Genomic DNA, 16,938 nt, shown 5'->3' with positions numbered 1-16,938 from the left:
GGGGCGAACCATTAACGGGGAGCGGACCGCCGAACCCTTAGCTGGAGTAAACGCCCCAAGCCGGACAATGGAGGTATGAGCAGCACACCCCTCACCCCAGCACCCAGCAGGCCCCCGATCCGCGGCGCCACCGCCGCGACCGGCACCCGCCACAGCCACCCCGTAGGCAACGCCCTGCGCGCCGCCAAGGTCTTCGCGAGCACCACGCTCCACGTCACGGTCCTCGGCGAGTACGGGCAGGAATCCGGCACCCACAGACCGTGAACCCCAACTCGCCTGTCCGATACGGCTCTTGAACCTCGCCGCCATCCGGTCGTACGGTGCCGTTGATCGCCCCGATGTAAAGATGCCGTAACTGACAGGTAGGGTCGCGCCGTGATTCACCGGACTGTGACCCCGCGCTCACCCCGCGTCATCGCCTCGGTCGTGCTGCTGCTTGTCTCCCTCGCCGCGCTCACCACGCTCTGCGTGACCCTGCGCATCCCGATGGCCGACACCCTCGTGTACCGGGCGGAGGGCGCGGCCGTAGTCGGCGGCACCGACCTCTACGGGTTCACGGTCACCGAGTGGCACCTCCCCGCGACCTACCCGCCGTTCGCCGCGATCCTCTTCGTCCCGACGACCTGGCTGCCCATACCGCTGCTCAAGGTCGCCTTCATCGCCGGGAACGTCGCGCTCCTCGCGCTCCTCGTGCACCTGTCGTTCAGGTTCGCCGGGATCCGGGCCCGCCCGTGGCTGCCGCTGGCGGCGACCGCCCTCGGCATCTGGCTCGAACCGGTCTTCCAGACCCTGCTGTTCGGGCAGATCAACCTCGCCCTCGCCTGCCTCGTCCTGTGGGACCTCAGCCGCCCCGAGGGCGCCGTCGGCAAGGGCTTCGCGCTCGGCATCGCGGCGGGCATCAAGCTCACGCCCGGCTTCTTCGTCGTCTATCTGCTGATCACCGGCCGCATCCGGACGGCCGTCACCGCGATCGCCTCGTTCATCGGCACGGTGCTGCTCGGCGTGCTCGTCCTGCCCGGTGCGAGCGTCGACTTCTGGACCCGGCGGATGTTCGAGACGAGCCGCGTCGGCAAGGCGTGGATCGTCGACAACCAGTCCCTGCAAGGGCTCGTCGCCCGCGTCCTGCACACCGAGGAGCCGGGCCTGCTGTGGGCGGTGCCCGCCGTGGCCGTCGCCCTGCTCGGCCTGTGGCTCGCCCGCCGCGCCCACCGGGCCGGGCACCCGCAGTGGGGCCTGCTCACCGCCGCGTTCACGGCCCTGCTGATCTCACCGATCAGCTGGTCCCACCACTGGGTCTGGTGCGTCCCGCTCGCCGCCCTGCTGCTCGCCGAACGCCGCCTCTGCCTGGCGGCATTCGTGGTTGCCCTGTTCACGGCCCGCACCCACTGGATCCTGCCCCACGACGGCGACCTGGACCTGCACTACCCGTGGTGGCAGCAGCCCCTCGCGTCCCCGTACCCGCTGCTGGGGCTCGCGGTCCTCGCGTACGTGGGGGTACGGACGCGGAGGCGCCGGGTCACGTTGCCGAGCCAACGGACGCATCCTGGGCTGCCGAATCCAGCTCGTCCTGCAGATCGGGACCACGCCCGCAATTCCAGCCCGTCTGGGGGCACCTCCCGGCCGAAGGCTGGGGGAGTTTGAGGACGAGCCCGAAGGGCGATCGACGGACACCGGGTCAACGGAACGCAACCGGACGGCCTAGGCACCCGCGAGGAAATCCCCCGCGTCCGCGATCCGGTACGCATACCCCTGCTCCGCCAGAAACCGCTGCCGATGCGCCGCGAAGTCCTGGTCGATCGTGTCGCGGGCCACGACGGAGTAGAAGCGGGCCTCGTGACCGTCGGCCTTCGGCCGCAGAACCCGGCCGAGCCGCTGCGCCTCCTCCTGGCGTGAGCCGAACGTGCCGGACACCTGGATCGCGACGGTCGCCTCGGGCAGGTCGATGGAGAAGTTCGCGACCTTGGACACGACGAGGACGGAGATCTCGCCCTCCCGGAACTGGTCGAACAGCTTCTCGCGCACCGCGTTCGTGGTCTCGCCCTTGATGACGGGGGCGTCGAGGTGCTCGCCGAGCTCGTCGAGCTGGTCGATGTACTGCCCGATGACGAGGGTCTGCTCACCCTGGTGCTTGCGCACCAGCGCCTCCGTCACCTTCCGCTTCGTGGCGGTGGTGGCGCAGAAGCGGTACTTCTCCTCGGCCTCGGCGGTGGCGTACGCGAGCCGCTCCGACTCCGTGAGGTTGACCCGCACCTCCACGCAGTCGGCGGGCGCGATGTACCCCTGCGCCTCGATCTCCTTCCACGGAGCGTCGAACCGCTTCGGGCCGATCAGTGAGAAGACGTCGGACTCCCGCCCGTCCTCCCGCACCAGGGTCGCGGTGAGGCCGAGCCGCCGCCGGGCCTGGAGGTCGGCGGTGAACTTGAAGACGGGTGCGGGCAGCAGATGCACCTCGTCGTAGACGATCAGGCCCCAGTCGCGGGAGTCGAAGAGCTCCAGGTGCGGGTAGACGCCCTTCCGCTTCGTCGTCAGGACCTGGTACGTGGCGATGGTGACCGGCCGGATCTCCTTCTTCGTACCGGAGTACTCGCCGATCTCCTCCTCGGTCAGCGAGGTCCGCTTCACCAGCTCGTGCTTCCACTGCCGGGCGGAGACGGTGTTCGTGACGAGGATCAGCGTGGTCGCACTGGCCTGCGCCATGGCGCCCGCGCCGACGAGCGTCTTGCCCGCGCCGCAGGGCAGTACGACCACCCCTGACCCGCCGTGCCAGAAGTTCTCCACGGCCTGGGTCTGGTAGGGGCGCAGCGCCCAGCCGTCCTCGGCGAGGTCGATGGCGTGCGCCTCGCCGTCCACGTACCCGGCGAGGTCCTCGGCCGGCCAGCCCAGCTTCAGCAGCGTCTGCTTGATCTGGCCGCGCTCGGAGGGGTGCACGACGACGGTGTCCGGGTCGATGCGCGCGCCGACGAGCGGCGTGATCCGCTTCGACCGCAGGATCTCCTCCAGGACGGGCCGGTCGGTGCTGGTCAGGACAAGGCCGTGCGCGGGGTGCTTGCTGAGGGTGAGGCGTCCGTACCGGTCCATCGTCTCGGCGATGTCGACGAGCAGCGCGTGCGGCACCGGGTACCGGCTGTACTCGACGAGCGCGTCGACGACCTGCTCCGCATCGTGCCCGGCCGCCCGCGCGTTCCACAGCCCGAGCGGCGTCAGGCGGTAGGTGTGGATGTGCTCGGGCGCCCGCTCCAGCTCGGCGAACGGGGCGATGGCCCGACGACAGGCGTCGGCCAGCTCGTGATCGACCTCAAGCAGGAGGGTCTTGTCCGACTGGACGATGAGGGGACCGTTCACGCGCGCACCCTTTCCGGTCTACTGCAGGCCCGTCCGTACGAGAGAGGCCAAACGTCCAGTGTGCCGCATCAACGGGGAGGGCGGTGTGGCGCAGGCCTCAACCACGGCATCAACCACGGCCTCGGGCCGAACTCACTCCTCGGCCAGCTCCGCCACCCCCGTCACCCGATGCAGCGGATACGTGCGGACCTCGTCCGCCGTGTGGTCGTAGGCCGTGACGAAGCCGCCCTCCACGCGGACCGGGGCGATGACGCGCTGGCTGGCCGTGCCCTCCGCGTTGACGTAGCCGATCCACAGCGTCTCGCCCGTCATCACCGCGGCCTGCATCGTGGCGAGGGTCTCGGCCGATGTGGTGCGGGGGAGTCCGCCGGGGGCCGGGCGGGCGGCGGCGTCCGGGGCCTGGCGCTTCGGGGCCGTCGACGCCATGTCGCCGGCGCGGATCGCGCGGACCGCGGCGCCGAGCAGCGTGTCGTCCGGCAGAGGCGGGCCCTCAGGGACCGGGGCGGGCGCCGTGCGGGGCGGGGTGCGGTGGGCGTGGGCGCGGGCGATCAGGACGTCGCCCTCCGGCGTCTCGGCGGACGGGGCGAAGCCCATCGACCGCAGGCCATCGAGCAGCGCCGCCGGGTCGGCCTGCGCGGCCAGGACCGTCGGCGCGAGGCGGCGCAGGCGCAGGGCGGCGGCGCGCTTGTCGGCGAGGATCTCGCCGAGCACCGAGTCGTCGTCGCAGCGGACGTACGCCGAGGCCGCGCCGATCCTCAAGTGGCCGTGCCTGCGCGCCACATCGTCGATCAGATACGAGAGCGGCTGCGGCACCGGCGTACGCGAGTGGGTCTCCAGGAACGTGTGCAGGTCCGTGGCCGTGCGCCCCGCGTCCAGGGCGCGGCGGACCGAGCCGGGCGTGAAGCGGTAGACCGTCGCCCCGCCCTTCGACTCCACGTCCGCGAGCACCCCGAGGGTCTCCGCGAGCGGCCGCTCCAGGGGGCCGGGCGCGACGGCCGTCAGGTCGGCCTGGAGGAGGACGTGGTCGAGGGGTTCGGGGAGGAGGGGGGAGAGGAGTTCGGCGAGGGCGCCTTCGAGGGCGGTCTCCGCCCGGTCTGCCTGGGCGGTGCCGTGCGTGACCGGTCCGTGGGCCTCCCGTGCCTCCGTGCGTACGGAATCCGTCAGCAGCGCTCGCCCCGTCGCCGACAGTGCCCCGCGGCCCGTCACGCCCAGGAGCTCCGCCTCGTCGAGCGTCCAGCGGGCCAGGCGCGTGCGCAGGTCGTCGCTGCCCGGGTCCGAGGCCGCGCCGATCCGCAGCGGGCGCTCCCAGCGCAGCCGGGCCAGGACCGACTCAGGGGCGGCCGCGGCGCCCTCCGGCAGCTCGGCGAGCAGGTCGAGTACGTGGCGCCGCACCTCGGGCGCCGCCGAGCGGTCCAGGTGCGGGCCGAGCGCCGAGAGCACCCGGTCCTTGCCGTCGCGGCCGCCGACCAGACCCGGCGTGCGCGTCGCCGACAGCCACGCGACGGCGAGGCGGGCCCAGCGCTCGGCGGCGGGGAGCTCCAGCCAGTCGTCGTACGCGGGCGTCGCCGCGTACCGCTCCTCCGTGCGGCGGGACGCCGGGTCCTCGTCGTACGACGAACCCTCCCAGCCGCCGTCCGACGCCAACAGGCCTGTGGCGTAAGCGAGTTCGACCCAGAACGCGGCCGTCGGCTCCGGGACGTCCAGCCCGACCGCCGTGCGCTTCAGGTCGCGCACGCTCAGGCCGCCCGCGCGCAGCGCCGCGGGCCCGCCCTCGTGCCACTCCTTCAGCAGCTCCTCGACCGTCGCTACCGCCGCCAGCGCCTGCCCGGCCGCCGTCGCGTCCACCACCCGCGGCCGGTGCTCCGCCGCCGCCGCGACCTCGGGCGGCAGCGGGTGCGTCGTGCGGTGCGCGCGGCCGCCGCGCAGGTGCAGGGCGACCTCGCGGGGCAGGACGACCGTGCCGGGCGAGGTCGGCACGAGCAGGCCGCGGTCGAGGAGCCAGCGCAGATGCGCCGCCGGCTCCGCCGTGACCTGTCCGTACGGCGGGCCCCAGGTGAGCCGGCCGAGGACGTCCAGGGCGTCGACCGGGGCCTCGTCGAGCAGGGCGGACATCCGCGTACGGTCCGTGATGAGGTCCGTCAGGGCCGAGACCGCCGACACCGGGTCGTGCGTCGACGTCAGGCCCGCCGCCTCCAGGAGCTGCTGCAGGCGGCCCGGCGACATGCCCGACGTGGACTCGGCGACCGTCGGCCCGAGCCCCGTCGGCGACGGGTGCTGCGCCGACGGCGCGAGCAGCTCGCGGACCGTGCGCACCAGGCGGAGCCGCTCGTCCCCGCCCCACACCAGGGCCTGGTCGCGCAGCGTCCCGACCGTGCCGGGCAGCGTGCGGTCCACCAGCTCGTCCCCGTCGTCCCCGGCGAGCAGGGCGCGCAGCGTCTCGTACGTGGCGGGCTCCGGGGCGATCGCCAGAGCCTCGGCGGCCTGCAGCGCGAAGGTGTCGAGCCGGCCGAGCGCGCGCACCACCGACGCTCTCGTGCCCGCGCGCGTGGCCAGCTGCGTCAGGTCGTTCGGCACGGGGGACAGCAGGTCGGGGCGGGCTCGCAGCAGGGTGGCGAGCGACGCGTCGTCGCGCTGCCGCAGCTCTTCGGCGAGCGTGCGGGGAGCCGCTGCGCCGGCCGTGCTCTGGGTCGTCATCCTTCACACGGTAGTAGGTGCGACCGACACAGCGGTGCCCCGCGCGGTACGGTCGGGTGGCCTGACACCACAACGCGCGCGCCCCGGAAGGGACTTACCGGAAGGGACAAAGCCCAGTACGCAGGGGGATCTCGTGGCGATCGAGAGCGATCAGCTCGTCTTCGACTACCTGAGCAGGGTCGGCGACCTCGCCCAGCAGCGGCAGTTGCCGTCGAAGACCCGGATGCGCCTGGTCGCCGATCTGCGCGCCGATATCGACCGCCGCCGGGCCACCGTCTCCGGCGGCAAGACCCCCGGCGACAGCCCGGCCGGAGTCCGCCGCATCCTGGGCAGCCTCGGTACGCCGGAGGAGGTCGTGAGCAGGGCGGCGGGGCCGTCGCGGGACCAGGACGCCGAGGGCGGCCCCGGCGACGTACCGGCGAAGCGCGCGCCTGCGTCCGCTCCCACGCCTGGGCCCGAGCCGGTCTCGAAGCCCGCCCCTGCGCCGGAACCGAGGAAGCCTGCGCCGGAACCGAGGAAGCCTGCGCCGGAACCGAAGCCTGCCTCGGAGCGGAAGAAGCCCTCCCTGTTCGTGCCCGAGCAGCGCGCCGACGAGCAGCGGGAGCGTGCGCCCCGACGCCGCAACACGCTCCGCGCGCGCCTGACGAAGGACCCCGCACCGCCCGCCGAGCCACCGCCGACGGTGAGTACGCCGCCGCATCTGGCGGGCGAGGACGAGATGGGGCCGAGCGGTTCCACGCCCGACTGGTGGCGCATCGAGAACGGGCCGCAGGGCTTCTCCGACTCCGTACCGGGTTTCGTGGGCGGCGTGGAGATCCCCGAGATACTGCGGCCGCCGCGCCCCGAGAAGGAGGACGAGGACGGCGCGGACGAGGATGCGGAGCACGAGAGCGGCGACGAGGAGGAGCCCGAGGACGAGCCGAGCGGCGGGCGCCGGCTGCCGTTCCTGCGGCGCGCCCGTGCCGCCCGCGGTACGCCGAGCCTCAGCAATCCGCTGCTGCTGCTCGCCGCCGCGTCGCTCCTCGTCGGCGCCGTGCTCGGCAACTGGATCGCGCTCGGCGTCGGTTGGGCCGTCGCGTACACCTCGCGCCGCCTCACGCAGCGCGAGGCCAAGTTCGCGGTGCTCGGCATCCCGGGGTTCGCCGCGGCGGCGGGAGTGGTGTGGCTGTGGGGGCGGTTCGACCGGCAGTGGGGCGAGGACGTGCCGCAGGGCGCGACGGTGGACGCCCTCGCGCAGACCTGGCCGTGGGTGGTGCGCCTCGCGGCCGTCGCCTCCGCGCTGTTCCTGGTGTGGAGGTCGCAGAGGCAACGGCCGGAGTAGCGCGGGGAGTTACTTGGTGAGGTCGGCCTGCAGCTCGTCGAGGATCTTGTTCGCGGCGGTGTAGCCGATGCCCTGGATCCACAGCTGGTCGTCGACCGCGAAGACCTTGTCGTCCTTGACGGCCTTCATGCCCTTCCACAGGGAGCCGCCCGTCGTCTGGGTCTCCTTGGCCTTCTTCGGGTCGCCGTACGTGGAGTGGAAGATGACGTCGGCGTCGGCGGCGTCGATCTTCTCGGGGCTCACGTCGTACGAGAAGCCGTCCTTGGCCTTGTCCGCGACGGCGGGGCGGCCGAGGCCCACGTCCTTCAGGATCGTCGCGATGTAGTTCTGCTTGCCGTAGATGCGGATGTCGGCGCCCTCGACGAAGCGGACCACGTTGACCTCGGTGGCCTCGGCCTTGGCGTCGCCGCCGAGCGCCTTCGTCACGTCGGAGGCGTGCTGGTCGTACTCCGCTACGACCTTCTTCGCCTCGTCCTTCTTGCCGAGCGCGTCGGCGTGCACCTGGAAGTTCTCCTTCCAGGGGTAGCCGGTGTTCTCCGTCATGACGGTCGGGGCGATCTCGCTGAGCTGCGGGTAGAGCTTCTCGTGCCGGATCTTGCTGGTGAGGATCAGGTCGGGCTTCAGCTCGGCGATGGCCTCGACGTTCGGCGTCATCATCGCGCCGACGTCCTTGATGCCCTTGACCTCGTCCTTCGGCAGGTAGTTGAGGAAGCCCGACTCGACGTCGGCGTGCGTGGCGCCGACCGGCTTCACGCCGAGGGTGATCGCGGAGTCCAGCTCGGCGGTGTCGAGCACGACGACCCGCTTCGGCGCGTCCGGCACCTTCACGTCGCCCATGGCGGTCTTGACGGTACGCGTGCCGCTGCTGTCACCGGTCGAGTCCTTGGCGTCTCCGGAACCGCAGGCGGAGAGGGCGAGAGCGAGGGCTGCGGTCGCGGTGGCTGTGAGGGTGCGGGATCTCATGGGGTGCCCCTTCGTGGGTGTCGGTGTTGTGGGTTCGGTGCGGGTGGGTGGGCGCCTGCGGCGGGCTGGTTCCCCTCCCCGCCCCTTCCCGAAAGACTGCCGTCGGCTTCGTCGTTCGGCTGCCGCGCCGTCGTGGCTGGTCGCGCAGTTCCCCGCGCCCCTAAAAACCAGCCCCTCCGGCGATTGAGGAGCGGGGGTCCGGGGGCTGGCCCCCGTGGCTGTCCGCAGGACTTTCGGGAAGGGGCGGGGAGGGGATCAATCGACGGCGGCCCGCCACGGCGCACCCGGCACCACCAGCGGCGACCCGGTCACGGGGTCCGGGACGACCACACAGTCCAGCCCGAACACCTCACGTACGAGATCCGCCGTCACGACCTCGGCAGGTGCCCCGGAGGCCACCACCTCCCCCGCCCGCATCGCCACAAGATGATCCGCGTACCGAGCCGCCTGGTTCAGGTCGTGCAGGACGACGACCACCGTCCGCCCCCGGTCATGGTTCAACTGCCGTACCAGATCCAGCACTTCCACCTGGTGGGAAATATCCAGAAACGTCGTCGGCTCGTCGAGCAGCAGCAGCGACGTCTCCTGCGCGAGGGCCATCGCGATCCACACCCGCTGCCGCTGACCACCCGACAGCTCGTCCACGGACCGCTCCGCCAGCTCGGCGACGTCCGTACGTTCCATCGCCTCCGTGACCGCCCGCTCGTCCTCGTCGGACCACTGCTGCCACCAGTGCTGGTGCGGCTGCCGGCCGCGCGCCACGAGGTCCGCGACGGTGATCGCCTCGGGCGCGACCGGTGACTGCGGCAGCAGCCCGATCTGCTGGGCGATCCGCTTCGTCGGCAGCTTCGCGAGCGCCGTGCCGTCGAGCAGCACCGAGCCGGCCCTGGGCTTGAGCAGCCGCCCGAGCGCACGCAGCGTCGTCGACTTGCCGCAGGCGTTCGGCCCGACGATCACCGTCACCTGGCCGTCGGGTATGTCCAGGTCGAGGCCGTCCACGACGGTGCGGTCCTCGTAGGCGAGCGTCAACTCGCGCGCTTGGAGCCGGTTCTGGAGCCGGTTCTGGAGCCGGGTCACGACTACGCCTTCCCTCCGACGGTACGGCTACGGACGATCAGCCAGATCAGATACGGCGCACCCACCGCCGCCGTCAGCACACCCACGGGCAGCTCGGTCGGCGAGAAGAGGCGGCGCGCCAGCAGGTCCGCGAGGACCACGATCACCGCGCCGGTCAACGCGCTGGACACCAGCGGGATCTGCGCGGTCCGCGTCATCCGGCGGGCGATCTGCGGGGCGAGCAGCGCCACGAAGTCGACCGGACCGGCCGTCCCGGTGGCCACGGACGCGAGCACCACCCCGAGCAGTACGAGCCCGAGCCGGACGCGCCCGAGCCGCACGCCGAGCGCGGTCGCCGTGTCGTCGTCCATGCTGACGGTGCGCTGCGCGCGGGCCGCCCAGGCGATCGCGGGCAGCAGGATCAGCAGCGTGGAGCCGAGCAGCGCCGCCTCGGGCCAGGAGCGGCCGTTGAGGGAGCCGGTCATCCAGATCTGCGCCTGCTGCGCGACGAGGTAGTCGCCCTTCGTCATGAACAGCGTGGTGACGGACCGCAGCGCGATCGCGAAGCCGATGCCGATCAGCACGAACCGGGTGGCCTGCAGCCCGCCGCGCCAGGCGAAGACGTACACGAGCGCGGCCGCCGCGACCCCGCCCGCGATCGACACGTACGGCAGCACGGCGTACGAGGTGACGCCGAAGGTGAGCGCGCCCACGGTGAGCGCGCTCGCGCCCTGGCTGATGCCGATGATGTCGGGGCTGGCGAGCGGGTTGCGCGCAACGGTCTGGATCAGCGCACCCGCGACGCCGAACGCGGCCCCGACGAGCAGGCCGACGACCATCCGCGGCAGCCGCAGCGTCCCGACCACCAGCTCGTCGGGCGAGGGCTGCCCGAGGACGACCTTCAGGGCTTCGGCGGGGGATACGAAGCTTTCTCCTACGCAGAGGTAGGCGAGGGTGGCCGCGGCGAGGAGCAGGGTGAGGATCCCTGCGACCCATACGGATCGGCGGTGTACGAGGAACGAGGCCTGCCCGGCGCGGAGTACGGCGTATCCCGCTGGGCGTTGGCGTACAGGGCGCAGAGGGGTGGGCGCAGCGCCGGAACCGCCGCCCCCAGCGGTAGAGATAGCAGGAGTACGGGACTTCACGCCGCCACCGCCTTCCGCCGTACCAGCGTCACCAGGAACGGCACTCCGATCAGGGCCGTCATCACGCCCGCCGGGACCTCGCTCGGCGGGAAGATGACGCGGCCGACGGTGTCGGAGACGAGCAGCATGACCGGGCCGATCAGCGCGGCCATCGGCAGCACCCAGCGGTGGTCGCTGCCGACGATCGCGCGGGCGATGTGCGGCACCGCGAGGCCGATGAACGCGATCGGTCCGGCGGCGGCGACCCCGACGCCGGTCAGTACGGTCGCGCCGAGCCCGCCGACGACACGGACCGTCGCCACGTTCTGGCCGAGGCCCTTCGCCACGTCCTCGCCGAGCGCGAGCGCGTCCAGGCCGCGGGCCACGGACACCACGAGGACCACGCCGACGAGCAGGAACGGCCAGGTCTGCGCGACCACTTCGGCGTCCCGTCCGGCCACCGAGCCGACCTGCCAGAAGCGGAACTCGTCGAGCGCGGCGGCCTTCGTGGTGAGGACGGCCATGGTGACGGAGACGAGCAGCGCGTTGATCGCTGCGCCGCCGAGCGCCAGCTTCACCGGGGTGGCGCCGCCGCGTCCGCGCGCGGCGATGGCGTACACCGCGACGGAGGCGAGCCCGGCGCCGACGAAGGCGAACCACACGTACCCGGTCAGCTCGTGCACCCCGGCGAAGGCGATGGCGAGGACGACCGCCACGGACGCGCCCTGGCTGATGCCGAGGAGGCTGGGGTCGCCGATCGGGTTGCGGGTGATGCCCTGCAGCGCGGTACCGGCGAGGGCGAGGGCCGCGCCGACCATCAGGCCGATCAGCGTGCGCGGGACGCGCAGTTCGCGGACGACCTGGGCGGCGTCGCTCTGGCCGCCGTGCAGCAGCGCGTCGAGTACGGCGGTGGGGGCGATGGCGCGGGCGCCGACGGCGAGTGAGAGCAGCACGGCGACCGCGAGGGCCACAACTGCCGCACCGGTCAGGGCGATACGTCGGGCCACCGGCTTGCTGCGCGCGGCGGCGGGAGGGGCGGCGGCCATATGACCCTTTGAGGACGGAGAAGGACTGAGACAAGGAGTGAGATTAGGCTTGGCTAAGTGTAAGGGGCAGGGTTCCGGCCAGGATCGGCACAATGGCCGACATGGCATCGCACCAGCACCCCGAGTCCCAGTACCCCGGATCCCCGCTCCCCGTGGCCCCCGTATCCCCGCTCACCGTGGGCTTCGACCTCGACATGACCCTGATCGACTCGCGCCCCGGCATCAAGGCCGCCTACCAGGCACTTTCCGCGGAGACGGGCACGTTCATCGACGCCGACCTGGCCATCACCCGGCTCGGGCCGCCCCTCGACGAGGAGCTCGCGTACTGGTTCCCCGAGGAGCGGATACCGGAGATGGCCGACCGCTACCGTGAGATCTACCCCACACACGCCATCGCCCCGACCCTCGCGATGCCCGGCGCCCGCGAGGCCATCGCCGCCGTCCGGGCACAGGGCGGCCGCGCGATCGTCGTCACCGCCAAGCACGAGCCCAACGCCAAGCTGCACCTCGCCCACCTCGGCATCGAGGCGGACGCGGTGATCGGCTGGCTGTGGGCGGAGGCCAAGGCGGAGGCGCTGCGCGAACACGGCGCCACGGTGTACGTGGGCGACCACATCGGGGACGTACGCGGAGCCCGCAGCGCCGACGCGCTCTCCGTGGCCGTGCCGACCGGGCCGTGCGCACCGGACGAACTGCGCACCGCGGGCGCCGACGTCGTACTCGGCGACCTCACGGACTTCCCTCAGTGGCTGGCGTCCTACCGGGCCGCCGAGCGGGCCTGACGCCGCTGCACGGCGATGGTCCGCAGCACCCCGGCCGCGGCGATCACGAAGCCCACGCCCATCAGCATGCACACGGCGTACGCCACGGAGGGGAACGGCTCCGTGCCCAGGAACAGCGGGGCCACCGTGACCAGGGTGGCCACGGCCCCGACGAAGAAGACGATCGCGCCGAGCCGGACCAGCCGGTCACCCGCGCCGGACGGTGTGCCAGAAGGTGTGCCAGAAGGCGTGCCAGAAGGTGTGTCACTCACCCGGCCAGGGTAGTTCCCTGCGCGAGGAGAGCCGGACCGAGACCGAGAAAGCAGTCTTGTCACCTGCCACTGGACCATTAGCCTGGGTCCCGGCGGGTCAAGCGGCCCGCCAGACTGCTATCCAGGGCCGCGTGCGACGCGCGTACGAGAACAGACGAGGACGGACAGACGTGCCTACCGGCAAGGTCAAGTGGTTCAACAGTGAGAAGGGCTTCGGCTTTCTCTCCCGTGACGACGGCGGTGACGTCTTCGTTCACTCGTCCGTGCTGCCCGACGGAGTCGATTCACTCAAGCCCGGACAACGCGTGGAGTTCGGTGTCGTCGCAGGCCAGCGCGGGGACCAGGCGCTGTCCGTGACGCTCCTCGACCCGGCGCCCTCGGTCGCCGCGGCCCAGCGCCGCAAGCCCGACGAGCTGGCGTCGATCGTGCAGGACCTGACGACGCTCCTGGAGAGCGTCTCCCAGCAGCTGGAGCGCGGCCGCTACCCCGACAAGGCGCACGGCGCGAAGATCGCGGGCATGCTGCGCGCGGTCGCCGACCAGCTGGACGTCTAGACCCCAGAACCCGTAACCCTTTACGGAAACCGCAGTGCATCCCGGCCGAGGGGCGGTACCAGCCCCTCGGCCGCCGCGCGGGTGAGCAGCCCGCGCACGGCCGCGTAGCCGCTCTCGCCGAGGTCGGCCGTGAACTCGTTGACGTACAGGCCGATGTGCTGGTCCGCGACGGCCGGGTCCATCTCCTGCGCGTGCGCGAGGACATACCCCCGCGAGGCCTCCGGGTCGTCCCAGGCCATCCGCACCGAGGAACGGGCCGCCTCCGCAAGGGACTTCAGGACGTCCTCGCCGAGCGAGCGCTTCGCGATGATCGCGCCGAGCGGGATCGGCAGTCCCGTGGTGTGCTCCCAGTGCTCGCCCATGTCGGCGAGGCAGTGCAGCCCGTACTCCTGGTACGTGAACCGCGCCTCGTGGATGACGAGTCCGGCGTCGACCTTGCCGTCGCGCACCGCCGGCATGATCTCGTGGAACGGCAGCACCACGATGTCCGGGGCGCCGTCCCGCACCGTCTCCGCGGCCCACAGCCGGAACAGCAGATAGGCCGTCGACCGCTCGCTCGGCACCGCCACCGTCTTCCCGGCCAGGTCCGTGCCCGGCTCGCGGGTGAGCACGAGCGGCCCGCAGCCCCGGCCGAGCGCCCCGCCGCAGGGCAGCAGCGCGTACTCGTCGAGGACGTACGGCAGCACCGCGTACGACACCTTCAGGATGTCGAACTCGCCGCGCTCCGCCATGCCGTTGGTGAGGTCGATGTCGGCGAACGTGACGTCGAGCTCCGGCGCCCCCGGCACCTGTCCGTGCGCCCACGCGTGGAAGACGAACGTGTCGTTGGGGCAGGGCGAGTACGCGATGCGCAGGCTCACGGCGACTCCTCAGCGGGAAGGACCAGGACGGGAACGAGGGCGCCGAAAGCGGCGGTGAGCGCGGCCAGCGCGTCCCCGATGCGCCAGGCGGCACGGTCGCGGGGGCCCACCGCGTTGGACACGGCCCGCACTTCGAGCACCGGAACGCCGTGCGCGGCGGCGGCCTCGGCCACACCGAAGCCCTCCATCGCCTCGGCGGCGGCCCGCGGGTGGCGCTCCCGCAGCTCGGCGGCGCGGTGCGCGGTGCCGGTCACGGTGGAGACGGTGAGGACGGTGCCGGTACGGGCGCCGGTGACGGTGGCCGCGAGCCGTACGAGCGGAGGCGGCGGGGTGTGCTCGGCCGTACCGAAACCGAGGTCGGTGACCGACAGGAAGCCCTCGCCGGTCTCGGCGCCCAGGTCGGCGGCGAGGATCGCGTCGGCGACGACCACCGAGCCGACCGGCGACTGAGGCTGGAAGCCGCCGCCGATCCCCGCGGACACCACCAGGTCGTAGGGCTCACCGCGGAGTGCGGCCGTGGTGAGCGCGACGGCGGTACCCGCGGCGGCCGCGGCCGGGCCCACGCCGACGGCGACACAGTCGTAGGCCGACCGGTGCTCGGGCGGGGTCGCGGATACGGCCCGGGCCACAGCGTCCCGCTCGGCGGGAACCGCTGTGGCGATCAGAATCCGGGGCTCAGGAACTCCTACTCACCCTTCTTGAGCTCGAAGTGCCAGATGCCCTTGAGCTGGTTGCCGTCGGTCTCCACCAGCGAGACCTGCGCCTTCTTCAGCGCCGGGCCGCCCTGGCCGGAGGAGAAGAACACATTGCCGGGGATGGAGCGGTACGTCTTCTTGAACGGCTCCTGCTCGGCCTGCTGGCCGCCGATGAACAGGGTCCAGCCGTGCTCGGCGACCTCCGGGTCGACGCCGAAGCGGACCTTGTCGTCCATGCCGACCGTGATCGTCTTCTCGGCTTCCTTCTCCAGGCAGGACTTGATCTCGCTCTCGCCGATCGCCTTGTCCTCGCTGTAGCAGGCGGCCTCGGTGTTCACGGACGTGCCGTTGACCGTCACGGTCGCGAGCGGCGTCGGCTTTTCACAGGCCGAGAGGGCGAGAAGTCCGGCGGACACGGCGCCGAGGGCGGCAGCGGTGCGGCGGCCCTTGGCCGTCATACGCAGGGAGGTCATGCGCGAAAGGCTATCTGGCGCCCCCACACCTCCCGCCACGCGGGGTCCGGCGTGCCGTGCGCCCGCCCCGTCGCCGCAGGCCGGTGCCGTACGCCCGCCCCGCCCCGCCCCGCCCCGCAGGCCGCACCCTGCCTCGCGGAAGTGACGACACACTGTGACATCACTTCACGCGAGGGGCCTTCCCCTCCCGGTGCGCCACCCTGACCAGCCCCCGCACGGTCGTCAGCCAGCCGAGCGCCACGATGCACGCGCCCACACCCAGGCCGAGGCCGCCGTCCAGGGGCAGCGAGATGCCGACGCCGCCGCCGATCACCCACGACATCTGCAGCAGCGTCTCCGAGCGGGCGAACGCCGAGGTACGGACCAGCTCGGGCACGTCCCGCTGGATCAGCGCGTCCAGGGACAGCTTCGCGAGCGCCTGGCCGAGGCCCGCCACCGCTCCGAGCACGGCGATGAGCGGAGTGCCGTAGAACAGCGACGCGGCGATCGCGACGACCAGGACGAAGCCGACGACGGTCACGATGATCAGCTCCGGCGGCCGTTTGCGGAGCGCGGCGCCGACCGCCGTACCGAGCGCGTTCCCCACACCCGCCGCGACCGCCACCATGCCGAGGGACACGGCGGCGCTCTGCCCGCTGAGCGGCTCCTCGCGCAGCAGGAACGCCAGGAAGAAGATCAGGAACCCGGAGAGGCAGCGCAGCGAGGCGTTCGCGGCGAGCCCGTGCGTCACCGCCGGGCCGACCGTGCGCAGGCCCGGCTTCTTGCCGTGCGGCAGATGCAGATGCTCCTCGTCCGCCGCGAGCAGCGCGCGCGACTCACCGCGCGCAGAGTCGACCTTGTGCGGCAGCCGGAACGAAAGGAACGCCCCGAACAGAAACACCGCGCACGCCCCGTACAGCGGCCACTGCGGCCCGATCTGATGCAGCCCGGCCCCGATCGGCGCGGCCACACCGGTCGCGAGCAGCCCGCCGAGCGTCACCCGCGAATTGGCCTTCACCAGCGAGAACGTCGGTGGCAGCAGACGCGGTACGACGGCGCTGCGCACCACCCCGTACGCCTTCGACGCGACGAGGACGCCGAGGGCCGCCGGATACAGCTCGATCGACCCCGTGGCCACCGCGCCCGACAGGGTCAGCGCGAGCAGCACCCGCGCCAGCATCGAACCGGCCATCGCCGCCCGCCGGCCGTGCGGCAGCCGGTCCAGAAGCGGGCCGACCACGGGGGCCAGGAGTGTGAACGGGGCCATCGTGATCGCCAGATAGAGCGCGACCCGGCCGCGCGCCTCGTCCGTCGGCACGGAGAAGAACACCGTCGAGGCGAGGGCCACCGTGATCAGCACGTCGCCCGCGCCGTTCACGCCGTGCAGCTCGATCAGCTTGCCGAGACCGGACTCCCCCGCACCGTGCGCGTGCGTCGCCTTCCTGATGCCCTTCGCGGGGCCCGTGAACGGCAGGTGCAGGGCACGGCCGACCACGCGGCCCACTCTGCGCAGCGGGCTCGCTCGCTCGGGCGGCGGTGATCCGGGCGGTGGTCCGGGCCGTGATCCTGAAGGAGAGGCCACCCCGTCATAGTGCCCCAAGCCGGGCGTTCGGATACGGGTAAGGGGCGGCGGACGGTGTCTCGGTGGTCCCGGCCGAGACCTGTCGGAACCTTTTCGGAACCAAGCGGTGATCTTCTCGGGGCGGACGCCATGTGGGCTCGGGCGCTTCGAGGGGGTAGCGTGCGTAGCGCGCCTGCGGCGGTTGTTCTTGGCCGCGCGCCTCTTTGTCATCCCGCA

Annotated in this window: 16 protein-coding genes; 5 read left to right on the top strand and 11 right to left on the bottom strand. The window is 72.4% G+C overall.

The window, feature by feature from the left end; genetic code table 11:
- Positions 1–75: 75 nt before the first annotated feature.
- Complete coding sequence (locus RCO28_RS19635; RefSeq protein WP_308942454.1) at positions 76–264, top strand: hypothetical protein; 189 nt, start codon at positions 76–78, stop codon at positions 262–264.
- A gap of 111 nt (positions 265–375) precedes the next feature.
- Positions 376–1,641 (top strand): glycosyltransferase 87 family protein, encoded by a 1,266-nt coding sequence (locus RCO28_RS19630; protein ID WP_374991199.1) that lies wholly within the window; start codon positions 376–378, stop codon positions 1,639–1,641.
- Between the two features lie 57 nt (positions 1,642–1,698).
- Here RCO28_RS19630 and RCO28_RS19625 read toward each other — a convergent pair whose 3' ends face one another.
- The gene (locus tag RCO28_RS19625; protein ID WP_308942453.1) at positions 1,699–3,342 is read right to left on the bottom strand and encodes a DNA repair helicase XPB; all 1,644 of its coding nucleotides are present in this window, start codon (positions 3,340–3,342) and stop codon (positions 1,699–1,701) included.
- Between the two features lie 132 nt (positions 3,343–3,474).
- A complete protein-coding gene (locus RCO28_RS19620) occupies positions 3,475–6,036 on the bottom strand; it encodes a helicase C-terminal domain-containing protein (protein ID WP_308942452.1) in 2,562 nt (853 codons plus the stop codon).
- A gap of 133 nt (positions 6,037–6,169) precedes the next feature.
- On the opposite strand from RCO28_RS19620, the gene RCO28_RS19615 reads away from it, so the two are divergent.
- Positions 6,170–7,357 carry a hypothetical protein gene (locus RCO28_RS19615; RefSeq protein ID WP_308942451.1) on the top strand — a complete coding sequence of 396 codons (1,188 nt, stop codon included), beginning with the start codon at positions 6,170–6,172 and terminating at the stop codon, positions 7,355–7,357.
- Between the two features lie 9 nt (positions 7,358–7,366).
- Here RCO28_RS19615 and RCO28_RS19610 read toward each other — a convergent pair whose 3' ends face one another.
- From RCO28_RS19610 to RCO28_RS19595, 4 genes are all read right to left on the bottom strand, one after another.
- Positions 7,367–8,320: an iron-siderophore ABC transporter substrate-binding protein gene (locus RCO28_RS19610; protein WP_308942450.1), complete on the bottom strand. Its 954-nt coding sequence runs from the start codon at positions 8,318–8,320 to the stop codon at positions 7,367–7,369.
- 255 nt (positions 8,321–8,575) lie between these two features.
- Positions 8,576–9,397 carry an ABC transporter ATP-binding protein gene (locus RCO28_RS19605; protein WP_308942449.1) on the bottom strand — a complete coding sequence of 274 codons (822 nt, stop codon included), beginning with the start codon at positions 9,395–9,397 and terminating at the stop codon, positions 8,576–8,578.
- Between the two features lie 2 nt (positions 9,398–9,399).
- Positions 9,400–10,455: an iron chelate uptake ABC transporter family permease subunit gene (locus RCO28_RS19600; protein ID WP_308942627.1), complete on the bottom strand. Its 1,056-nt coding sequence runs from the start codon at positions 10,453–10,455 to the stop codon at positions 9,400–9,402.
- Positions 10,456–10,517: 62 nt separating this feature from the next.
- On the bottom strand, positions 10,518–11,546 hold the full coding sequence (locus RCO28_RS19595; protein ID WP_308942448.1) for an iron ABC transporter permease: 1,029 nt from the start codon (positions 11,544–11,546) through the stop codon (positions 10,518–10,520).
- A gap of 92 nt (positions 11,547–11,638) precedes the next feature.
- Here RCO28_RS19595 and RCO28_RS19590 point away from each other — a divergent pair, with 92 nt between their 5' ends.
- The gene (locus tag RCO28_RS19590) at positions 11,639–12,328 is read left to right on the top strand and encodes an HAD family hydrolase (RefSeq protein WP_308942447.1); all 690 of its coding nucleotides are present in this window, start codon (positions 11,639–11,641) and stop codon (positions 12,326–12,328) included.
- Here the strand turns inward: RCO28_RS19590 and RCO28_RS19585 are convergent.
- Positions 12,304–12,579, bottom strand: a complete 276-nt coding sequence (locus tag RCO28_RS19585) for a hypothetical protein (RefSeq protein ID WP_308942446.1) — start codon at positions 12,577–12,579, stop codon at positions 12,304–12,306. The two genes, RCO28_RS19590 and RCO28_RS19585, sit on opposite strands and share 25 nt — an antisense overlap.
- A gap of 170 nt (positions 12,580–12,749) precedes the next feature.
- Between RCO28_RS19585 and RCO28_RS19580 the strand changes: the two genes are divergently transcribed.
- Positions 12,750–13,133, top strand: coding sequence for a cold-shock protein (locus RCO28_RS19580; RefSeq protein ID WP_282539955.1), 384 nt, complete (start codon positions 12,750–12,752; stop codon positions 13,131–13,133).
- 20 nt (positions 13,134–13,153) lie between these two features.
- Here RCO28_RS19580 and RCO28_RS19575 read toward each other — a convergent pair whose 3' ends face one another.
- From RCO28_RS19575 to RCO28_RS19560, 4 genes are all read right to left on the bottom strand, one after another.
- The gene (locus RCO28_RS19575) at positions 13,154–13,993 is read right to left on the bottom strand and encodes a 1,4-dihydroxy-6-naphthoate synthase (protein WP_308942445.1); all 840 of its coding nucleotides are present in this window, start codon (positions 13,991–13,993) and stop codon (positions 13,154–13,156) included.
- Positions 13,990–14,655, bottom strand: coding sequence for a futalosine hydrolase (locus RCO28_RS19570; RefSeq protein WP_308942626.1), 666 nt, complete (start codon positions 14,653–14,655; stop codon positions 13,990–13,992). Before RCO28_RS19570 ends, RCO28_RS19575 begins: the two co-directional genes overlap by 4 nt.
- A gap of 23 nt (positions 14,656–14,678) precedes the next feature.
- A complete protein-coding gene (locus RCO28_RS19565) occupies positions 14,679–15,161 on the bottom strand; it encodes a DUF2771 domain-containing protein (RefSeq protein WP_308942444.1) in 483 nt (160 codons plus the stop codon).
- Between the two features lie 160 nt (positions 15,162–15,321).
- Entirely contained in the window at positions 15,322–16,653 is a 1,332-nt protein-coding gene (locus RCO28_RS19560) for an MFS transporter (RefSeq protein ID WP_308942625.1), read from the bottom strand.
- Positions 16,654–16,938 lie beyond the last annotated feature (285 nt).

Source organism: Streptomyces sp. LHD-70 (assembly GCF_031157275.1).
GTDB lineage: Bacteria > Actinomycetota > Actinomycetes > Streptomycetales > Streptomycetaceae > Streptomyces.
Note: the sequence above shows the minus strand (reverse complement) of the source record. Positions and strands in the feature narration are given on the sequence as shown.

Excerpts from the sequence above, each read along its gene's own strand:
- RCO28_RS19635 (WP_308942454.1), top strand. The coding sequence starts at position 76 with ATGAGCAGCACACCCCTCACCCCAGCACCCAGCAGGCCCCCGATCCGC.
- RCO28_RS19620 (WP_308942452.1), bottom strand. The coding sequence starts at position 6,036 with ATGACGACCCAGAGCACGGCCGGCGCAGCGGCTCCCCGCACGCTCGCC.
- RCO28_RS19610 (WP_308942450.1), bottom strand. The coding sequence starts at position 8,320 with ATGAGATCCCGCACCCTCACAGCCACCGCGACCGCAGCCCTCGCTCTC.
- RCO28_RS19595 (WP_308942448.1), bottom strand. The coding sequence starts at position 11,546 with ATGGCCGCCGCCCCTCCCGCCGCCGCGCGCAGCAAGCCGGTGGCCCGA.
- RCO28_RS19590 (WP_308942447.1), top strand. The coding sequence starts at position 11,639 with ATGGCCGACATGGCATCGCACCAGCACCCCGAGTCCCAGTACCCCGGA.
- RCO28_RS19565 (WP_308942444.1), bottom strand. The coding sequence starts at position 15,161 with ATGACCTCCCTGCGTATGACGGCCAAGGGCCGCCGCACCGCTGCCGCC.